The following is a 15,683-nucleotide window of genomic DNA, read 5'->3' as shown; positions in this document are numbered from 1 at the left end:
CGTAGCGCTGGTTTTATCTCTCTCTAAAATAGTAAGTTACTACGCATCAAATATCTTATGTTCATTAAATTAAACCCTTGTTTTGATTGCTGTACGATAATGATAAATACACAAAAAAAGGGCTTGGATGTACCTCTTAAAAGAGATTCAGTCCTGCCCTTAACGCGAATGGTTTATTAAACGAGTTCAATGATGGCCATTTTAGCACCATCGCCTTGACGTTCGCCTAATTTAAGCACACGTGTGTAACCACCTTGGCGATCCTCATAGCGTGTTGCAACATCATCAAATAACTTTTGAATGACGGTATTGTCTTCTTCTTCTACCTCTTTATTGTATAGGAACGCTGCCGCTTGACGGCGGGCATGAAGATCACCGCGTTTTCCAAGTGTAATCATTTTCTCTACAACTGATTTAAGTTCTTTTGCTTTAGACTCAGTTGTTTCAATACGTTCATGTATAATTAAGTCAGATGCCAGATTACGAAGTAAAGCCATCCGTTGATCTGTTGTACGACCTAGTTTTCTAGCCATGGACTATCCCTCCCTTTCTTGAAACTCTAAAGGTGTCTTTGTTGATTAATCGTCTTTGCGTAATCCTAAGCCTAATTCATCTAATTTATGTTTTACTTCATCTAGAGATTTACGACCTAAGTTACGTACTTTCATCATATCTTCTTCTGTCTTTTGCGAAAGTTCCTGTACAGTATTTATTCCCGCGCGTTTTAGGCAGTTGTAGGATCTAACAGATAAATCTAATTCCTCGATTGTCATTTCCATGACTTTTTCTTTTTGATCTTCTTCTTTTTCTACCATGATTTCCACGTCTTTAGCTTCATCTGTTAAACCAATAAATAGATTCAAATGCTCAGAAAACACTTTTGCGCCTAGAGAAACAGATTCTTCTGGGCGAATGCTTCCATCAGTCCATACATCCAATGTTAACTTATCATAGTTTGCACTTTGACCGACACGAGTATTTTCTACTTGATAGGTTACACGTGGTACTGGTGTGAAAATAGAATCAATTGGAATGACACCAATAGGTTGATCATCATGTTTATTATCCTCAGCCGGACGATAGCCACGGCCACGTTCTGCGGAAATCTTCATATTCAGGCTACCTTTACTATTTAAAGTAGCAATATGCAAATCAGGATTTAAAACCTCAACATCACTGTCATATGTCAGGTCAGCAGCTGTCACGACTCCTTCTTCCTGAACATCAATCTCTAACGTTTTAACATCATCAGAGTAAATTTTGAGAGCTAATTCTTTTAAATTCAAAATGATAGTCGTTACATCTTCAACGACACCATCAATGGTGGAGAATTCATGTAATGCTCCATCAATTTGAACGGATGTAACAGCAGCGCCAGGAAGTGAGGATAGAAGGATACGACGCAAGGAGTTTCCTAGAGTTGTACCATACCCACGTTCAAGCGGTTCAATTGTAAACTTCCCAAACGTAGCATCATCACTGATCTCTATCGTTTCAATTTTTGGCTTCTCAATTTCGATCATTCAATAAAACCCTCCTTAAAAACGTCGAAACCCCGGTTAGACTCATCTGTCTAACCGAAATTCCCCAAATAGGCAGTTGGCGTTTCTGCACTATCGTAATTCCGTACTGTTTGTCTTAACGATGTTGTTACAGCAAAGATTAAACTTTGGCATTTCTCCATTACATGTAATGAAAAGAATAACTAGTTTGTTAGGCTGTTTACTTATTCTATAGATAAACAACGCTTCGCCATATACTTTAGCCATCATAACCCATTATAGACAGGGTGACAAATTCTATACGCTAAAATTAAACGCGACGACGTTTCGGCGGACGGCATCCATTATGTGGAACCGGTGTTAGATCACGAATAGCTGTTACTTCAAGACCAGCTGCTTGTAATGAACGAATAGCTGCTTCACGACCTGCACCTGGTCCTTTTACCGCTACTTCTAGAGACTTCATACCTCTTTCAACTGCTGACTTAGCTGCAGTTTCTGCTGCCATTTGAGCGGCAAATGGAGTAGATTTACGAGATCCTTTAAAGCCAAGTGCTCCAGCTGAACTCCAGCCAATCACGTTGCCTCCAGTATCCGTAACCGTAACAATTGTATTATTAAAGGTAGAATGAATATGAGCTACCCCTTTATCGACTTGCTGTTTTACACGACGTTTACGTGTGGATTTTTTAACTTTTGTACGAGCCATTAGTAATAACCTCCTTTACATTTATTTCTTTTTGCCTGCGATAGCATGACGAGGACCTTTACGAGTGCGAGAGTTGTTTTTAGTCTTTTGACCACGAACTGGTAATCCGCGACGATGGCGAATTCCACGGTATGAGCCAATTTCCACTAGGCGTTTAATGTCTAATGAACGCTCACGGCGAAGATCTCCCTCAATCGTATAGCTTTCGACCGCTTTACGGATGTTTGACAACTCATCTTCTGTCAAGTCGCGTACACGTGTATCTTCTGAAACGCCTGCTTCTTTAAGGATTTTCTGTGCGGTAGATTTTCCAACTCCATAAATTGATGTTAGAGAAATGACTACGCGCTTATCACGTGGTATATCTATACCTGCAATACGTGCCATAAATACTACACCTCCAGTGCTTAACCTTGTTTTTGTTTATGCTTAGGGTTTTCACAAATCACCATAACTTTACCCTTACGACGAATAACTTTACATTTTTCACAAATTGGTTTTACAGATGCTCTTACCTTCATCTTCGTTACCTCCTCTTATATCGGAGCTTACTCGCTTATTTGTAACGATAGGTAATGCGCCCTCTAGTTAAATCGTAAGGAGAGAGCTCTACCGTTACTTTATCTCCTGGTAAGATACGAATAAAGTGCATACGAATTTTACCAGATACATGCGCCAATACGGTATGGCCATTCTCAAGCTCAACATTAAATTGCGCGTTCGGTAATGTCTCTTGAACAATACCTTCTACTTCAATAACATCTTCTTTCGCCATCGTGTTGATCTCCCTTCTTTAATCAGTCACAACCTCACCAACAAATTTAGCTATAGCAAATCGTAATTTACCATTTGTGACACGACCAGTTTTTAGAAGGCTGTCTCGGACTTCTGGAGAAATATAATCTATTGCTTCAATATGATTGATATTCTTTTTCTTCTGTCGATCATATTTACGCTTATCCCCATCTGCTAACATAACAAACTTATCATCAATCACTTCAATGACTATAGCAAACTGTCCTGCTTCGCGTCCCTGTTTAATACGAACAATTTGACCTATTCGTGGAACCGAATCTTCTACGCTCAACAACGATCACCTTCACTTAGGCTATTTTAAATCCTTGCATTAGGATCTATTATTATATTTTGTCTTTGTGTCACTTCGTAAAACTAAAAAACACTACGACTTATATTATAACTTTTTACATATGGATTTGCATCTATTCCATATTATATGTGGCCTTAGAGCGTTTTATTTTTCAATTTTCGACTGAATGTCATGAAATACGTCATTAATGTCTTGGTCACCATTAACCGTTACTAGATAACCTTTTTCCTTATAAAAATCAAGTAAAGGTTGTGCTTGCTCAATATTAACGGAAAGTCGTTTTTTAACTGTTTCAGGTTTATCATCGTCTCGTTGAATTAGCTCAGAACCGTCCTTATCACATATCCCAGCTTCCTTAGGTGGGTTGTAAACCAAGTGATAAGTTGTTCCACAAGTTGGACAAACGCGACGACCTGTGAGTCGTTCAACTAACTTTTCTTCTGGGACTTCAACATTTATAACATAATCGATGTCTTCATTCAAATCACGCAAGATGTCTTGTAATGCTTCTGCCTGAGCAATTGTTCTAGGAAAACCATCAAGCATGAAACCCTCTTTACAATCATCTTTACTCAAACGCTCTTTGACAATACCAATGGTCACTTCATCTGGAACGAGAGCTCCTTGATCCATATATTCTTTTGCTTTTTTTCCAAGTTCAGTTCCTTCCTTAATAGCAAGACGGAACATATCTCCCGTGGAAATATGAGGGATATTATATATTTCATTTATTTTTTCTGCCTGTGTGCCTTTACCAGCACCGGGTAGACCCATTAAAATCAAATTCAAAGCAATTCCCCTCGCTTTCATCATTGGCAGCTCTTATCTAATGAAGCCTTTGTAGTGACGTTTAACTAACTGACTTTCTAGTTGTTTCATCGTCTGTAACGCTACTCCAACAACAATTAGTAAACTTGTGCCGCCGATTTGTACTGCTTGAGGTAGATTTGCAAGACTACCAAGTAAAATAGGTAGTACAGAAACAGCCGCTAGGAAAATAGAACCTACAAATGTCAAACGATACATGACACGCGTTAAATAAGTTTCTGTCTTTTTCCCTGGACGAATGCCTGGGATATATCCACCTTGTTTTTGTAAGTTTTCAGCCATTTGTTCTGGGTTAACTTGAACAAACGTATAGAAATACGTAAAGGCAATAATTAATGCCACGTAGATAACCATACCAATTGGCTGTGTATAATCAAAAATCAACTCAATTTTTGAAGCGATATTACTTCCTTCAAAAAAGCCTGCTACTGTACGTGGAGCAATAATAAATGCTATCGCAAAGATAACTGGAATTACTCCAGCAGCATTAACTTTAAGTGGTAAGTGGGTTGAATGTCCCCCGACCGGTGAACGGTTAACCAGCTTTTTGGCATATTGTACTGGAATTTTACGTAGAGCCTGTTGGATATAAATAACCCCTACTGTAACAGCAACAATCACTAAGGCAATAAGTGCAACAATCACTATATTAATGAATAGTTCATCTCCAGGGTTAGTGAAGTAAGTGACGTATAGTTGCTGTACGCCATTAGGTACAGCTGCAACAATCCCTGCGAAAATGATAATAGAAATACCATTGCCAACACCATTTGCAGTAATTTGCTCACCCAACCACATTAAGAAAGCTGTTCCACTTGTTAGCACAATCGCGATAACAAGAAATTTAGAAAAGCTCGGGTTATCGATTAGCATTCCACCAGCCATTGCATTAAATCCAATTGACATAGCAATACCTTGAATAAATGCTAAAACAATTGTACCGTATCGTGTGACTTGGGCTAATTTCTTCCGTCCCATTTCACCTTGTTTTTTCCACTCAGCAAACTTCGGTACAACGTCCATTTGCAGTAGTTGCATAATAATGGAAGCTGTAATGTAAGGCATTATCCCCATAGCAAATATGGAGAAGTTTTGGAGAGCCCCACCACCGAATGTATTAAGAAATCCGAACACATTTTGTTGATTCATAAAATCAATGGCTTCTTTATCAGTGAAAGGTACAGGTATAAACGTACCTAGACGGAATATAATTAGCATAAGCAAAGTAAATACAATCTTCCGTCTTATATCACCTACGCGCATAAAATTGGAGATTGTACGGAACATTAAATCACCTCTGTTTTACCGCCCGCTGCTTCAATAGCTTCTTTAGCTGAAGCGGAGAACTTATGAGCTTTTACGGTATATTTGTTTTCGATTGATCCTTTTCCAAGAACTTTAATTCCTGTCTTAAGGTTCTTCACGACACCTTCTTTTTGTAAGAGCTCAGGTGTAATTTCTGTGCCGTCTTCAAACTTATTTAATGTTTCAAGATTGACAATTGCATATTCTTTACGATTAATATTTGTAAATCCACGTTTTGGTAAACGTTGGAATAAAGGCATTTGGCCACCTTCAAAACCTGGACGAGTTCCCCCGCCTGAACGTTGTTTTTGACCTTTATGCCCTCTGCCTGATGTTTTACCATTTCCAGATGACATACCACGACCTACACGGTTACGTCTTTTGCGAGTTCCTTCTGCTGCTTTCAATTCATGAAGTTTCATTTGAGCACCTCCTCTTTACGCTATGTTTACTTAGATTTCTTCTACCGTAACTAGATGAGATACTTTATTGATCATTCCTCGAACAACTGGAGTATCCTCACAAACTACGGATTGACGGATTTTCTTTAGGCCTAACGTTTCAATTGTTTTACGTTGATTTCCTTTTGAGCCAATAACACTGCGCTTGAGGGTGATTTCTAACTTTTTAGACATAGTATTTCCCTCCTTATCCTAACAGTTCTTCTACAGACTTTCCTCGTAGTTTTGCTACGTCTTCTGCACGTTTTAAGTTCGTTAACCCATCTAGTGTTGCACGAATCATATTAATTGGGGTATTGGCACCAAGGGACTTCGTTAAAATATCACCAACACCTGCAAGTTCTAATACCGCACGAACCGGTCCTCCAGAGATAACTCCAGTACCTTCTGTCGCAGGTTTCATAAGAACGTTACCTGAACCAAATACTCCATTAATTTCGTGTGGAATAGTTGTTCCTACAATCGGTACTTCAATCAAGTTTTTCTTAGCATTATCAATCGCTTTTTTGATTGCTTCTGGCACTTCTAATGCTTTACCTGTACCAAATCCAACATGACCATTTTTGTCACCGACTACAACTAATGCAGCAAAGCGAAAACGACGTCCACCCTTAACAACTTTTGCTACACGATTTACTGCAACAACTCGTTCTTCTAATTCTAATTTGTTTGGATCGATGTTAATATTCATATCTAACCCTCCTTTATCATTCAATTAAAATTCAAGACCCGCTTCTCGGGCAGCGTCAGCCAAAGCTTTAATGCGTCCGTGATAAAGGTACCCTCCACGATCAAATACAATTGATTTATAACCTTTATCCGTTGCACGTTTAGCAACTAGTTCTCCGACTTTCTCAGCCGCTTCGACGGTGCCAGTAGACTCGAGTGACAATTCTTTATCTAACGTTGATGCACTTGCTACAGTGTTGCCATTGTTATCATTAATCAGCTGTGCATAGATATGACTGTTAGAACGATAGATATTCAAACGAGGGCGCTCCTCAGTTCCTGCAACATTTTTTCGAACACGTGCATGTCTTCTCTTGCGAGTTTCATTTTTGCTAGGTTTTGTGATCATTTAGGTCACTCCTTTCTGTTCCCTAACTTACCTTACTTAGCAGTTTTACCTTCTTTTTGACGTACATATTCACCAGCATAACGGATACCTTTTCCTTTATAAGGCTCAGGTAATCTGATTGATCTGATGTTTGCAGCAACTGCTCCAACTAATTCTTTGTCAATTCCTTTAACAATAAGTTCCGTGTTTTTAGGAACATCAATTTCGATGCCTTCTCTTGCTTCGATTTCCACTGGGTGTGAGTAGCCTGCGTTCACTACTACTTTATCACCTTGTTTTTGAGCACGATATCCAACACCAATGATTTCAAGTTTCTTTTCGAAGCCTTTATTTACGCCTTCTACCATGTTTGCGATTAGGCTACGAGTTGTTCCGTGTAATGAACGAGTTTCTTTTAAATCGTTAGGACGTTCAATATTAACTGTGTTATCCTCCATTTTAACGACCATGTCATTATGGATTGTTCTTGACAATTCACCTTTAGGACCTTTCACAGTCACTTTGTTACCGTCCATTTTAACTTCCACACCTTCTGGAAGTTCAATTGTTTTAAGTCCGATACGAGACATTGGTTGCACCTCCTCAATCAAAAAGTATTAATTACCAAACATATGCAAGTACTTCGCCACCAACTGCTTGAGAACGTGCTTCCTTATCAGATAGAACACCTTTAGAAGTCGATACGATTGCAATTCCCAAACCATTTAACACACGTGGCACTTCTTCGGCTTTTGCGTACACACGTAGACCAGGCTTACTTATACGTTTAATTCCCGTAATAACTTGTTGGTCATTATTTCCGTACTTAAGGAATATACGTAGAATACCTTGTTTATCATCTTCAATAAATTCGTAATCACGAACGAAACCTTCTCTTTTTAAAATATCAGCGATGTCGCGTTTCATCTTTGAAGCCGGAAGCTCCAATTTTTCATGGCGCACCATGTTAGCGTTACGAATACGAGTTAGCATATCTGCTACTGGATCAGTCATAACCATTACTCATTACCTCCTTCCCAAATCGGGGTTTACCAGCTTGCTTTTTTGACGCCAGGAATTTGACCTTTATAGGCAAGTTCTCGGAAACAAATACGGCATAGTTTAAATTTACGAATGACAGAATGCGGGCGACCACAACGTTCGCAACGTGTATATTCACGTACTTTAAACTTTTGTGGGCGTTTTTGCTTAGCAATCATTGATTTTTTAGCCACAATTTTACCTCCTTGTATTAGCTTCTAAGCTTACTTTTGGAAAGGCATGCCTAGCTGAGCTAAAAGTTCATGTGCTTCTTCATCTGTGTTAGATGTTGTTACGATAACAATGTCTAAACCACGGATTTTGCTAACTTTATCATAGTTAATTTCCGGGAAGATAAGTTGTTCTTTTACACCTAATGTGTAGTTTCCACGACCATCAAAAGCTTTATTAGAAACACCTCTAAAGTCACGAACACGTGGTAGTGAAACGGCAATAAGCTTTTGGAGGAAATCATACATTCTTTCTCCGCGTAAAGTTACTTTAGCTCCGATTGGCATTCCTTCACGTAGACGGAATCCTGCAATGGATTTCTTCGCACGAGTAACAACTGGCTTTTGACCAGAAATTAATGAAAGTTCTTCAACTGCGTTATCAAGTGCTTTTGAATTTTGTACAGCGTCACCAACACCCATGTTGATAACAACTTTCTCAATCCCTGGAACTTCCATAACAGATTTATAGTTAAACTTTTTAACTAATGACGGTACTATTTCTTCGTTATATTTTTGTTTTAATTGATTCATCACGAGCGCCCTCCTTTCGCCTAAAAATTATTTATCTAATGGTTCACCGGATTTTTTAGCGATACGGACTTTTTTTCCATCACGTACTTCGTACCCAACGCGAGTTGGTTCACCGGTCTTTGGATCAATTGGCATTACATTAGAAACGTGTACAGAGCCTTCTTGGTTGAGAATTCCACCTTGTGGATTCTCTTGAGATGGTTTTGAGTGCTTTCTTACCATGTTTACTCCTTCAACTAATACACGTTCTTTTTTCGGATAGGCTTCTAAAACAGTTCCTTCTTTACCGCTATCTTTACCGGTAATGACTTTGACTTTATCACCTTTTTTGACATGCATGCTTGACGCACCTCCTTATTAGGAAACTTGGCAGTCGCCAAGTCTTTGACGGCGATGCCTTAGTTGCGCTTATGCAGTTTAGAAAACTTGTTATTTTCTTACCTGCCAAGGACAATTCTACTTATAATACTTCTGGTGCTAGTGATACAATTTTCATGAACTTTGCGTCACGTAATTCACGGGCGACAGGGCCAAAGATACGAGTACCTCTTGGACTTTTGTCATCGCGGACGATTACGGCAGCATTTTCATCAAAACGAATGTATGATCCATCTTTACGACGAACGCCTGTTTTTGAGCGAACAATAACAGCCTTCACTATTTCACCTTTTTTGACAACGCCCCCTGGTGTTGCATGTTTTACTGTACAAACAATTACATCACCAATGTTAGCGGATTTACGTCCAGTTCCACCTAACACTTTAATTGTTGACACCTCACGTGCACCAGAGTTATCGGCAATTTTCAAATGACTTTCTTGTTGAATCATATCGCTTTAGACCTCCTTTCGGAACCTCTTCCCAGCATTACTATGGTTAAATAATAACTGCTTCTTCAACAACTTCAACGAGTCTAAAACGCTTCGTTGCAGATAGTGGTCGAGTTTCCATGATGCGAACAACATCTCCAGTTTTCGCTTGGTTATTTTCATCATGAACTTTGAACTTTTTAGAATACTTAACACGTTTACCGTATAATTTATGAACTTTATAAGTTTCAACCATTACAGAAATGGTTTTATCCATTTTATCTGATACAACACGTCCTGTATATGCTTTACGACTATTTCGTTCTGTCATAGTGAGGCTTGCCTCCTCTCAATAATCAGTTCTTTAATTTACGCTTAATTCGCGTTGACGTACAACAGTTTTCATACGAGCAATGGATCTTCTAACTTCACGAATTCTTGCAGTGTTTTCCAATTGTCCAGTTGCAAGTTGGAAACGTAAATTGAATAATTCTTCTTTAAGTGTTTTTACCTTTTGTTCAATTTCGGCAGTGGTTAAATCTCTTATTTCATTAGCCTTCATTGCTTTCACCACCAATTTCTTCACGTTTTACAAATTTAGTACGAATCGGTAGCTTATGTGAAGCAAGTCTTAATGCTTCGCGAGCAACATCTTCCGATACGCCTCCAACTTCAAACATAATTTTTCCTGGTTTTACAACGGCTACCCAGCCTTCTGGGGCACCTTTTCCTGATCCCATGCGCACTTCAAGTGGTTTTGCAGTATATGGCTTATCAGGGAATATTTTAATCCAAACTTTACCGCCACGCTTCATATAACGGGTCATTGCTATACGAGCTGCCTCAATTTGACGACTTGTAATCCAAGAAGCTTCTACAGCTTGTAGGCCGTATTCACCGAATGCTACGGTGGTTCCGCCTTTTGCGCGACCTTTCATACGTCCTCTATGTTGTCTACGATATTTAACACGTTTAGGCATTAACATAAGAATGAGCCCCCTTCCTTATTTTTTCGGTTTTTCTGGAAGGACTTCTCCACGATAGATCCACACTTTTACACCTAGTTTACCGTACGTTGTATCGGCTTCTACGTTGCCATAGTCAATATCGGCACGTAAAGTGTGTAGTGGTACTGTCCCTTCACTATAATGTTCTGCACGAGCGATGTCGGCTCCGCCAAGACGTCCTGATACTTGTGTTCTAATTCCTTTTGCTCCTCCGCGCATTGCACGTTGGATAGCTTGCTTTTGAGCACGACGGAATGATACACGATTTTCAAGTTGACGGGCGATATTATCAGCTACTAACTTTGCGTTAAGATCTACTTTTTTAATTTCAACAATATTAATGTGTACACGTTTGCCTGTTAAGCTATTTAGTGCTTTACGTAATGATTCAACTTCCGAACCACCCTTACCAATAACCATACCTGGCTTACCTGTATGAATCGTAATATTAATACGGTTTGCCGCACGTTCTATTTCAATAGAAGATACTGCAGCTGTACTTAGACGATTTTCAAGATATTCTCTAACCTTAATGTCTTCATGAAGTAAATCGGCATAGTCCTTATCGGCATACCATCTAGACTCCCAGTCTTTAATAACTCCAATACGAAGACCTGTTGGATTGATTTTCTGACCCACTGACTATCCCTCCTTCTTTTCTGATACCACGACTGTAATGTGGCTTGTGCGTTTATTTATTCTGCTTGCGCTTCCTTGAGCGCGTGGGCGAAAACGTTTCAATGTTGCACCTTCGTTAACATATGCTTCGGAAACTACTAGGTTATCCGTATCCATTTCGTAGTTGTGTTCTGCGTTAGCAACTGCAGAGTTTAAAACCTTTTCTACGACTGGAGAAGCACCTCGTTGGGTTAGGCGCAAGATTGCAACGGCTTCCTCAACGTTCTTTCCTCGGATCAAATCGATAACTAATCGGACTTTACGAGGAGCAATACGAACAGATTTCGCAACGGCTTTTGCTTGCATTTTGAGTGCCTCCTCTCATTAGCTTTATGCTGTAGTTGTTGATTTATCTACGCCTGAATGCCCTCTAAACGAACGAGTTGGCGCAAACTCACCTAATTTATGTCCGACCATATCTTCCGTCACATAGACTGGCACATGTTTGCGACCGTCATAAACAGCGATTGTGTGCCCTACGAATGATGGGAAGATTGTTGAACGACGTGACCAAGTTTTCACTACTTTTTTCTTATCAGATTCATTTAACTCGTCAATCTTTCTGAGTAAATGATCATCTGCAAAAGGTCCCTTTTTTAAGCTACGTCCCATGGAAAAACCTCCTTTTTATCAATTGGAAGACGGGTGATTAATTCCCGTCACCGCCTTAATTATCTTTTACGCTCACGTACGATATATTTGCCAGTCGGCTTATTGCGTTTACGCGTCTTATAACCAATTGTCGGCTGACCCCATGGAGATACAGGTGATTTACGTCCAATTGGCGTACGACCTTCACCACCACCATGTGGGTGATCGATTGGGTTCATCGCAGAACCACGTACGTGTGGGCGTTTGTTTAACCAACGAGAACGTCCTGCTTTTCCAACACGGATAAGCTCATGTTCAATATTTCCAACTTGGCCTACAGTTGCACGGCAAGTTGTCAATATAAGACGAACTTCACCTGAAGCAAGTCTTACCAATGTGTATTTTCCTTCGCGCCCAAGGATTTGCGCTTCAGTACCAGCTGAACGAGCAAGTTGTCCTCCACGTCCTGGTTTCAATTCAACATTGTGAATGATTGTACCAACAGGAATGTTTGCAAGTGGTAGAGCATTACCTAGCTTGATGTCAGCATTCTCACCTGACTCAATCATTTGACCTACTTTCAAGCCCTTTGGTGCTAGTATATAGCGTTTCTCACCATCTACATAGTTAATTAATGCAATGTTTGCTGTGCGGTTTGGATCGTACTCGATTGTAGCAACGCGTCCTGGTATGCCATCTTTGTTACGTTTAAAATCAATAAGACGATATTGACGCTTATGTCCGCCACCTTGATGACGAGATGTGATTCTTCCTTGATAATTGCGCCCACCACGTTTAGATAGTGAACCCAACAAGGATTTCTCAGGTTTGTCTGTTGTAATATCAGTGAAGTCTAAACCTGACATATTACGGTGACCATTAGATGTTGGTCTGAACTTTTTAATCGCCATCTTATTTCCCTCCTTTATCTAAGTCGTTTTTACGCTTCGAAGAATTCTAGTTCTTTACTGTCTTCGCTAAGTTGCACAATGGCTTTTTTACGATCTGAACGGTAGCCGCCATATTGGCCCATTCTTTTAAACTTACCTTTTAAGTTCATTGTGTTTACTTTTTCAACTTTAACACCAAAAGCAACTTCAACTGCATGCTTAATTTCAGATTTGTTTGCTTTCGGGCTTACTTCAAAAGTGTACTTTTTATCTGCCATTAAATCAGCAGAATGCTCTGTGATCACGGGGCGCTTAATAATATCGCGTGGATCTTTCATTATGAAAGCACCTCCCCTACTCTTTCAGCAGCCTCTTTTGTAATAATTAATTTGTCATGCTTGATCAAGTCATATGCATTAACTTGACTAGCAGAAATAACATGTACATTTTGGAGGTTATTAGCTGATCGACTTACATTTTCATTTCGGTCTGCTGTAACAATTAAAGCTGTTTCATCTACTTTCAAAGCTTTAAGCATATTAACAACTTCCTTTGTTTTTGGCGCATCAAAAGATAGATTTTCTAAAACGATAATACTATCTTCTTTCACTTTAGATGAAAGAGCTGATTTAAGCGCTAAACGACGTACCTTTTTAGGTAGTTTATAGCTATAGCTACGTGGAGTTGGACCAAAAACAACGCCACCGCCAACCCATTGTGGTGATCTGATTGAACCTTGACGTGCACGTCCAGTCCCTTTTTGTCTCCATGGCTTGCGTCCACCGCCACTTACTTCTGAGCGGTTTTTAACACTGTGAGTTCCTTGTCTTAATGATGAACGTTGCATTAAGACTGTTTCGTGTAAAACATGTGTGTTTGGCTCAATGCCGAAAACCGATTCATTTAATTCCATTTCACCGGCATCTGAACCGTCTTGTTTAAATAATGCTACTTTAGGCATGACATATCCTCCCTTCCTGTGAATTATTTATTTTTTATGGCGCTAGTAATCGTAACGTATGATTTTTTAGCACCTGGAACATTACCTTTTACAAGTAATAGATTACGTTCTGTATCCACGTTAACAATTTCTAAGTTCTGGATTGTAACTTTTTCAGCACCCATTTGACCTGGTAGTTTTTTACCTTTGAATACACGTGCTGGAGTAGCTGCCATCCCCATTGAACCTCCAGTTCTGTGGAAACGAGAACCGTGTGTTTTAAATCCTGTTGATTGATTGTGACGCTTGATTGAACCTTGGAAACCTTTACCTTTAGATGTTCCTGTCACATCAACTTTATCGCCTGTTTCGAAAACATCAACGCTAATCTCTTGGCCTACTTCATAACCGCCAAGATCAGCATCACGGATTTCACGAACGTAGCGCTTAGGTGTTACATTTGCTTTTTCAGCATGACCTTTTTTCGCTTTGTTTGTACGTGATTCTTTTTCGTCAGCAAAACCAATTTGAATAGCTTCATAGCCATCATTTTCAATTGTTCTCTTTTGCAATACGACGTTTGGCTCAGCTTGAATAACTGTTACGGGAACAAGTTCACCGTTCTCTGAAAACAACTGAGTCATGCCGATTTTACGGCCTAAGATTCCTTTCGTCATCCGTCTGCACCTCCTATAATTAAATCATATATTTTATAACTTTATTTCAATGTCAACACCTGATGGTAAGTCAAGTCGCATAAGCGAATCAACGGTCTGTGGTGTTGGATCTACAATGTCAATTAAACGTTTATGTGTGCGCATTTCAAATTGCTCACGTGAATCCTTGTATTTATGAACCGCACGTAAAACAGTATAAACAACCTTTTCAGTAGGTAGTGGAATCGGTCCGGAAACACCTGCACCTGAACGTTTAGCAGTATCTACAATTTTCTCTGATGACTGATCTAAAATACGGTGATCATATGCTTTTAAACGAATTCTAATCTTTTCTTTTGCCATTACTTTCCCTCCTTTATCGCCCATTTTATAATAGACATTCTCCGTGAAAATTTCTCGACCACCCGCCATGGCAAAGGGGCCGGGTGTGCCAACAACCTTTCACTTCATCGCTATTTGTGACCAACATTAATAGTATAATAAAATTATGTGGTCAATGCAACCTTTTTTATTAAAATACTAGGATTGCACATTTATGTATTATACAAACTATTAGCAGTGATTGCAAGGGGTTTTGTCAATCTTTTTAGGTTTATCTCGAAAAAGATAAATATTAATGTTCTTTAACAGAATTCACTTTCAATAATATGTGAAATCCTTGTACACTTCACACCTAAATAAAATAGTGTGAAGGTAATTCTGATAAGTCTGCCTTTATTAATTTAAGGGGAATTACACGATTAGAAAACATCCACTAATAACTGAAACATATTATTTCATCGGAGAATCGATTATACTTTACCTTTTGATTCAACCTATAATATATTTCATTATAACTACATACCGATTTGGAGCTATTTTCTTGTGGTTCGTGCACGAAAGAGGGACGGCAACCGACATTTTAACTAGTAAAGAAACATATTGAGCCTTTCTTAAAAAAGTTAGCTCCTAGTGTAGCTTTATTTCTTATAATGGTAATACTATTTGTAACTGGCCCACCCTGCTGTTTCCTATTTTTAAAAGGGATAAAGAAATTTTAGACAGAACGAACATTAGCGATCAAAGCAATCAAGTTATTGAAAAGATTGTTGATGATGAACAAGTTTCTTACTTTAAAACCCTGTTCAACATGCAAAAATCACCTACCGATTTTGTTAGGAAAATAATCTATCAGTTTGAGGGGAAAGCAAATAAAGTAAAATTAGGCAGAATACCATATGAAACGCTAGAGGAATGGTTAAATCGCCTTGGGGTTTCATCATATTTTAATATGTATCAAATTGTTAGATATGGGGAGGGAGGCTGTTAATCAAATGG

At 39.1% G+C, this 15,683-nt stretch carries 29 protein-coding genes and 1 pseudogene; all 30 read right to left on the bottom strand.

The window, feature by feature from the left end; translation table 11 throughout:
* Positions 1-176: 176 nt before the first annotated feature.
* A complete protein-coding gene (gene rplQ / locus KQI49_RS14475) occupies positions 177-533 on the bottom strand; it encodes a 50S ribosomal protein L17 (protein ID WP_216490068.1) in 357 nt (118 codons plus the stop codon).
* Between the two features lie 45 nt (positions 534-578).
* A complete protein-coding gene (locus KQI49_RS14470; RefSeq protein WP_216490066.1) occupies positions 579-1,523 on the bottom strand; it encodes a DNA-directed RNA polymerase subunit alpha in 945 nt (314 codons plus the stop codon).
* A gap of 289 nt (positions 1,524-1,812) precedes the next feature.
* Entirely contained in the window at positions 1,813-2,211 is a 399-nt protein-coding gene (gene rpsK / locus KQI49_RS14465; protein WP_216490065.1) for a 30S ribosomal protein S11, read from the bottom strand.
* 21 nt (positions 2,212-2,232) lie between these two features.
* On the bottom strand, positions 2,233-2,598 hold the full coding sequence (gene rpsM / locus KQI49_RS14460) for a 30S ribosomal protein S13 (RefSeq protein ID WP_216490059.1): 366 nt from the start codon (positions 2,596-2,598) through the stop codon (positions 2,233-2,235).
* A gap of 20 nt (positions 2,599-2,618) precedes the next feature.
* The gene (gene rpmJ / locus KQI49_RS14455) at positions 2,619-2,732 is read right to left on the bottom strand and encodes a 50S ribosomal protein L36 (RefSeq protein WP_207521112.1); all 114 of its coding nucleotides are present in this window, start codon (positions 2,730-2,732) and stop codon (positions 2,619-2,621) included.
* Between the two features lie 35 nt (positions 2,733-2,767).
* Positions 2,768-2,986, bottom strand: coding sequence for a translation initiation factor IF-1 (gene infA / locus KQI49_RS14450; protein WP_216490044.1), 219 nt, complete (start codon positions 2,984-2,986; stop codon positions 2,768-2,770).
* A pseudogene (locus KQI49_RS14445) lies at positions 2,964-3,298 on the bottom strand (KOW motif-containing protein). The gene infA and the pseudogene KQI49_RS14445 overlap by 23 nt, the downstream one beginning before the upstream one ends.
* A 165-nt stretch (positions 3,299-3,463) precedes the next feature.
* Positions 3,464-4,108 carry an adenylate kinase gene (locus KQI49_RS14440; RefSeq protein WP_216490152.1) on the bottom strand — a complete coding sequence of 215 codons (645 nt, stop codon included), beginning with the start codon at positions 4,106-4,108 and terminating at the stop codon, positions 3,464-3,466.
* A 33-nt stretch (positions 4,109-4,141) separates the two neighbouring features.
* Positions 4,142-5,434 (bottom strand): preprotein translocase subunit SecY, encoded by a 1,293-nt coding sequence (secY, locus tag KQI49_RS14435; RefSeq protein WP_216490042.1) that lies wholly within the window; start codon positions 5,432-5,434, stop codon positions 4,142-4,144.
* Positions 5,434-5,874 (bottom strand): 50S ribosomal protein L15, encoded by a 441-nt coding sequence (rplO, locus tag KQI49_RS14430; RefSeq protein ID WP_216490040.1) that lies wholly within the window; start codon positions 5,872-5,874, stop codon positions 5,434-5,436. Before rplO ends, secY begins: the two co-directional genes overlap by 1 nt.
* A gap of 30 nt (positions 5,875-5,904) precedes the next feature.
* Positions 5,905-6,087, bottom strand: a complete 183-nt coding sequence (gene rpmD / locus KQI49_RS14425) for a 50S ribosomal protein L30 (protein ID WP_216490038.1) — start codon at positions 6,085-6,087, stop codon at positions 5,905-5,907.
* A 13-nt stretch (positions 6,088-6,100) separates the two neighbouring features.
* Positions 6,101-6,604 (bottom strand): 30S ribosomal protein S5, encoded by a 504-nt coding sequence (gene rpsE, locus KQI49_RS14420; protein ID WP_216490036.1) that lies wholly within the window; start codon positions 6,602-6,604, stop codon positions 6,101-6,103.
* A 24-nt stretch (positions 6,605-6,628) separates the two neighbouring features.
* Positions 6,629-6,991: a 50S ribosomal protein L18 gene (gene rplR, locus KQI49_RS14415; protein ID WP_216490034.1), complete on the bottom strand. Its 363-nt coding sequence runs from the start codon at positions 6,989-6,991 to the stop codon at positions 6,629-6,631.
* Positions 6,992-7,023: 32 nt separating this feature from the next.
* Positions 7,024-7,560: a 50S ribosomal protein L6 gene (rplF, locus tag KQI49_RS14410; RefSeq protein WP_216490032.1), complete on the bottom strand. Its 537-nt coding sequence runs from the start codon at positions 7,558-7,560 to the stop codon at positions 7,024-7,026.
* Positions 7,561-7,591: 31 nt separating this feature from the next.
* On the bottom strand, positions 7,592-7,990 hold the full coding sequence (gene rpsH, locus KQI49_RS14405; protein ID WP_216490030.1) for a 30S ribosomal protein S8: 399 nt from the start codon (positions 7,988-7,990) through the stop codon (positions 7,592-7,594).
* A 29-nt stretch (positions 7,991-8,019) separates the two neighbouring features.
* Complete coding sequence (locus KQI49_RS14400; protein ID WP_077324032.1) at positions 8,020-8,205, bottom strand: type Z 30S ribosomal protein S14; 186 nt, start codon at positions 8,203-8,205, stop codon at positions 8,020-8,022.
* 30 nt (positions 8,206-8,235) lie between these two features.
* Entirely contained in the window at positions 8,236-8,775 is a 540-nt protein-coding gene (rplE, locus tag KQI49_RS14395; RefSeq protein ID WP_216490028.1) for a 50S ribosomal protein L5, read from the bottom strand.
* Positions 8,776-8,802: 27 nt separating this feature from the next.
* Entirely contained in the window at positions 8,803-9,114 is a 312-nt protein-coding gene (gene rplX / locus KQI49_RS14390) for a 50S ribosomal protein L24 (protein WP_216490026.1), read from the bottom strand.
* 121 nt (positions 9,115-9,235) lie between these two features.
* Complete coding sequence (gene rplN, locus KQI49_RS14385; protein ID WP_216490024.1) at positions 9,236-9,604, bottom strand: 50S ribosomal protein L14; 369 nt, start codon at positions 9,602-9,604, stop codon at positions 9,236-9,238.
* 46 nt (positions 9,605-9,650) lie between these two features.
* Positions 9,651-9,914, bottom strand: coding sequence for a 30S ribosomal protein S17 (gene rpsQ / locus KQI49_RS14380; RefSeq protein WP_216490022.1), 264 nt, complete (start codon positions 9,912-9,914; stop codon positions 9,651-9,653).
* A gap of 33 nt (positions 9,915-9,947) precedes the next feature.
* Positions 9,948-10,145 (bottom strand): 50S ribosomal protein L29, encoded by a 198-nt coding sequence (gene rpmC / locus KQI49_RS14375; protein WP_216490014.1) that lies wholly within the window; start codon positions 10,143-10,145, stop codon positions 9,948-9,950.
* Entirely contained in the window at positions 10,135-10,569 is a 435-nt protein-coding gene (rplP, locus tag KQI49_RS14370) for a 50S ribosomal protein L16 (RefSeq protein ID WP_216490012.1), read from the bottom strand. The genes rpmC and rplP overlap by 11 nt, the downstream gene beginning before the upstream one ends.
* An 18-nt stretch (positions 10,570-10,587) precedes the next feature.
* On the bottom strand, positions 10,588-11,229 hold the full coding sequence (rpsC, locus tag KQI49_RS14365) for a 30S ribosomal protein S3 (RefSeq protein ID WP_216490006.1): 642 nt from the start codon (positions 11,227-11,229) through the stop codon (positions 10,588-10,590).
* Positions 11,230-11,232: 3 nt separating this feature from the next.
* Positions 11,233-11,574: a 50S ribosomal protein L22 gene (gene rplV, locus KQI49_RS14360; protein ID WP_216490005.1), complete on the bottom strand. Its 342-nt coding sequence runs from the start codon at positions 11,572-11,574 to the stop codon at positions 11,233-11,235.
* Positions 11,575-11,598: 24 nt separating this feature from the next.
* A complete protein-coding gene (rpsS, locus tag KQI49_RS14355) occupies positions 11,599-11,880 on the bottom strand; it encodes a 30S ribosomal protein S19 (RefSeq protein ID WP_216490003.1) in 282 nt (93 codons plus the stop codon).
* A 59-nt stretch (positions 11,881-11,939) separates the two neighbouring features.
* Positions 11,940-12,770, bottom strand: a complete 831-nt coding sequence (gene rplB / locus KQI49_RS14350; protein WP_216490002.1) for a 50S ribosomal protein L2 — start codon at positions 12,768-12,770, stop codon at positions 11,940-11,942.
* A gap of 29 nt (positions 12,771-12,799) precedes the next feature.
* Complete coding sequence (gene rplW / locus KQI49_RS14345; protein ID WP_216489999.1) at positions 12,800-13,087, bottom strand: 50S ribosomal protein L23; 288 nt, start codon at positions 13,085-13,087, stop codon at positions 12,800-12,802.
* On the bottom strand, positions 13,087-13,710 hold the full coding sequence (rplD, locus tag KQI49_RS14340) for a 50S ribosomal protein L4 (protein WP_216489997.1): 624 nt from the start codon (positions 13,708-13,710) through the stop codon (positions 13,087-13,089). The genes rplW and rplD overlap by 1 nt, the downstream gene beginning before the upstream one ends.
* Positions 13,711-13,733: 23 nt before the next feature.
* Positions 13,734-14,366, bottom strand: a complete 633-nt coding sequence (rplC, locus tag KQI49_RS14335) for a 50S ribosomal protein L3 (protein WP_216489995.1) — start codon at positions 14,364-14,366, stop codon at positions 13,734-13,736.
* A gap of 33 nt (positions 14,367-14,399) precedes the next feature.
* Positions 14,400-14,708 carry a 30S ribosomal protein S10 gene (gene rpsJ, locus KQI49_RS14330; protein WP_216489993.1) on the bottom strand — a complete coding sequence of 103 codons (309 nt, stop codon included), beginning with the start codon at positions 14,706-14,708 and terminating at the stop codon, positions 14,400-14,402.
* Positions 14,709-15,683 lie beyond the last annotated feature (975 nt).

The sequence above is a fragment of the Virgibacillus sp. MSJ-26 genome (assembly GCF_018918075.1).
Lineage (GTDB): Bacteria > Bacillota > Bacilli > Bacillales > Amphibacillaceae > MSJ-26.
The sequence above is the reverse complement of the archived record's forward strand: the minus strand, read 5'-3'. Positions and strand labels throughout refer to the sequence as shown.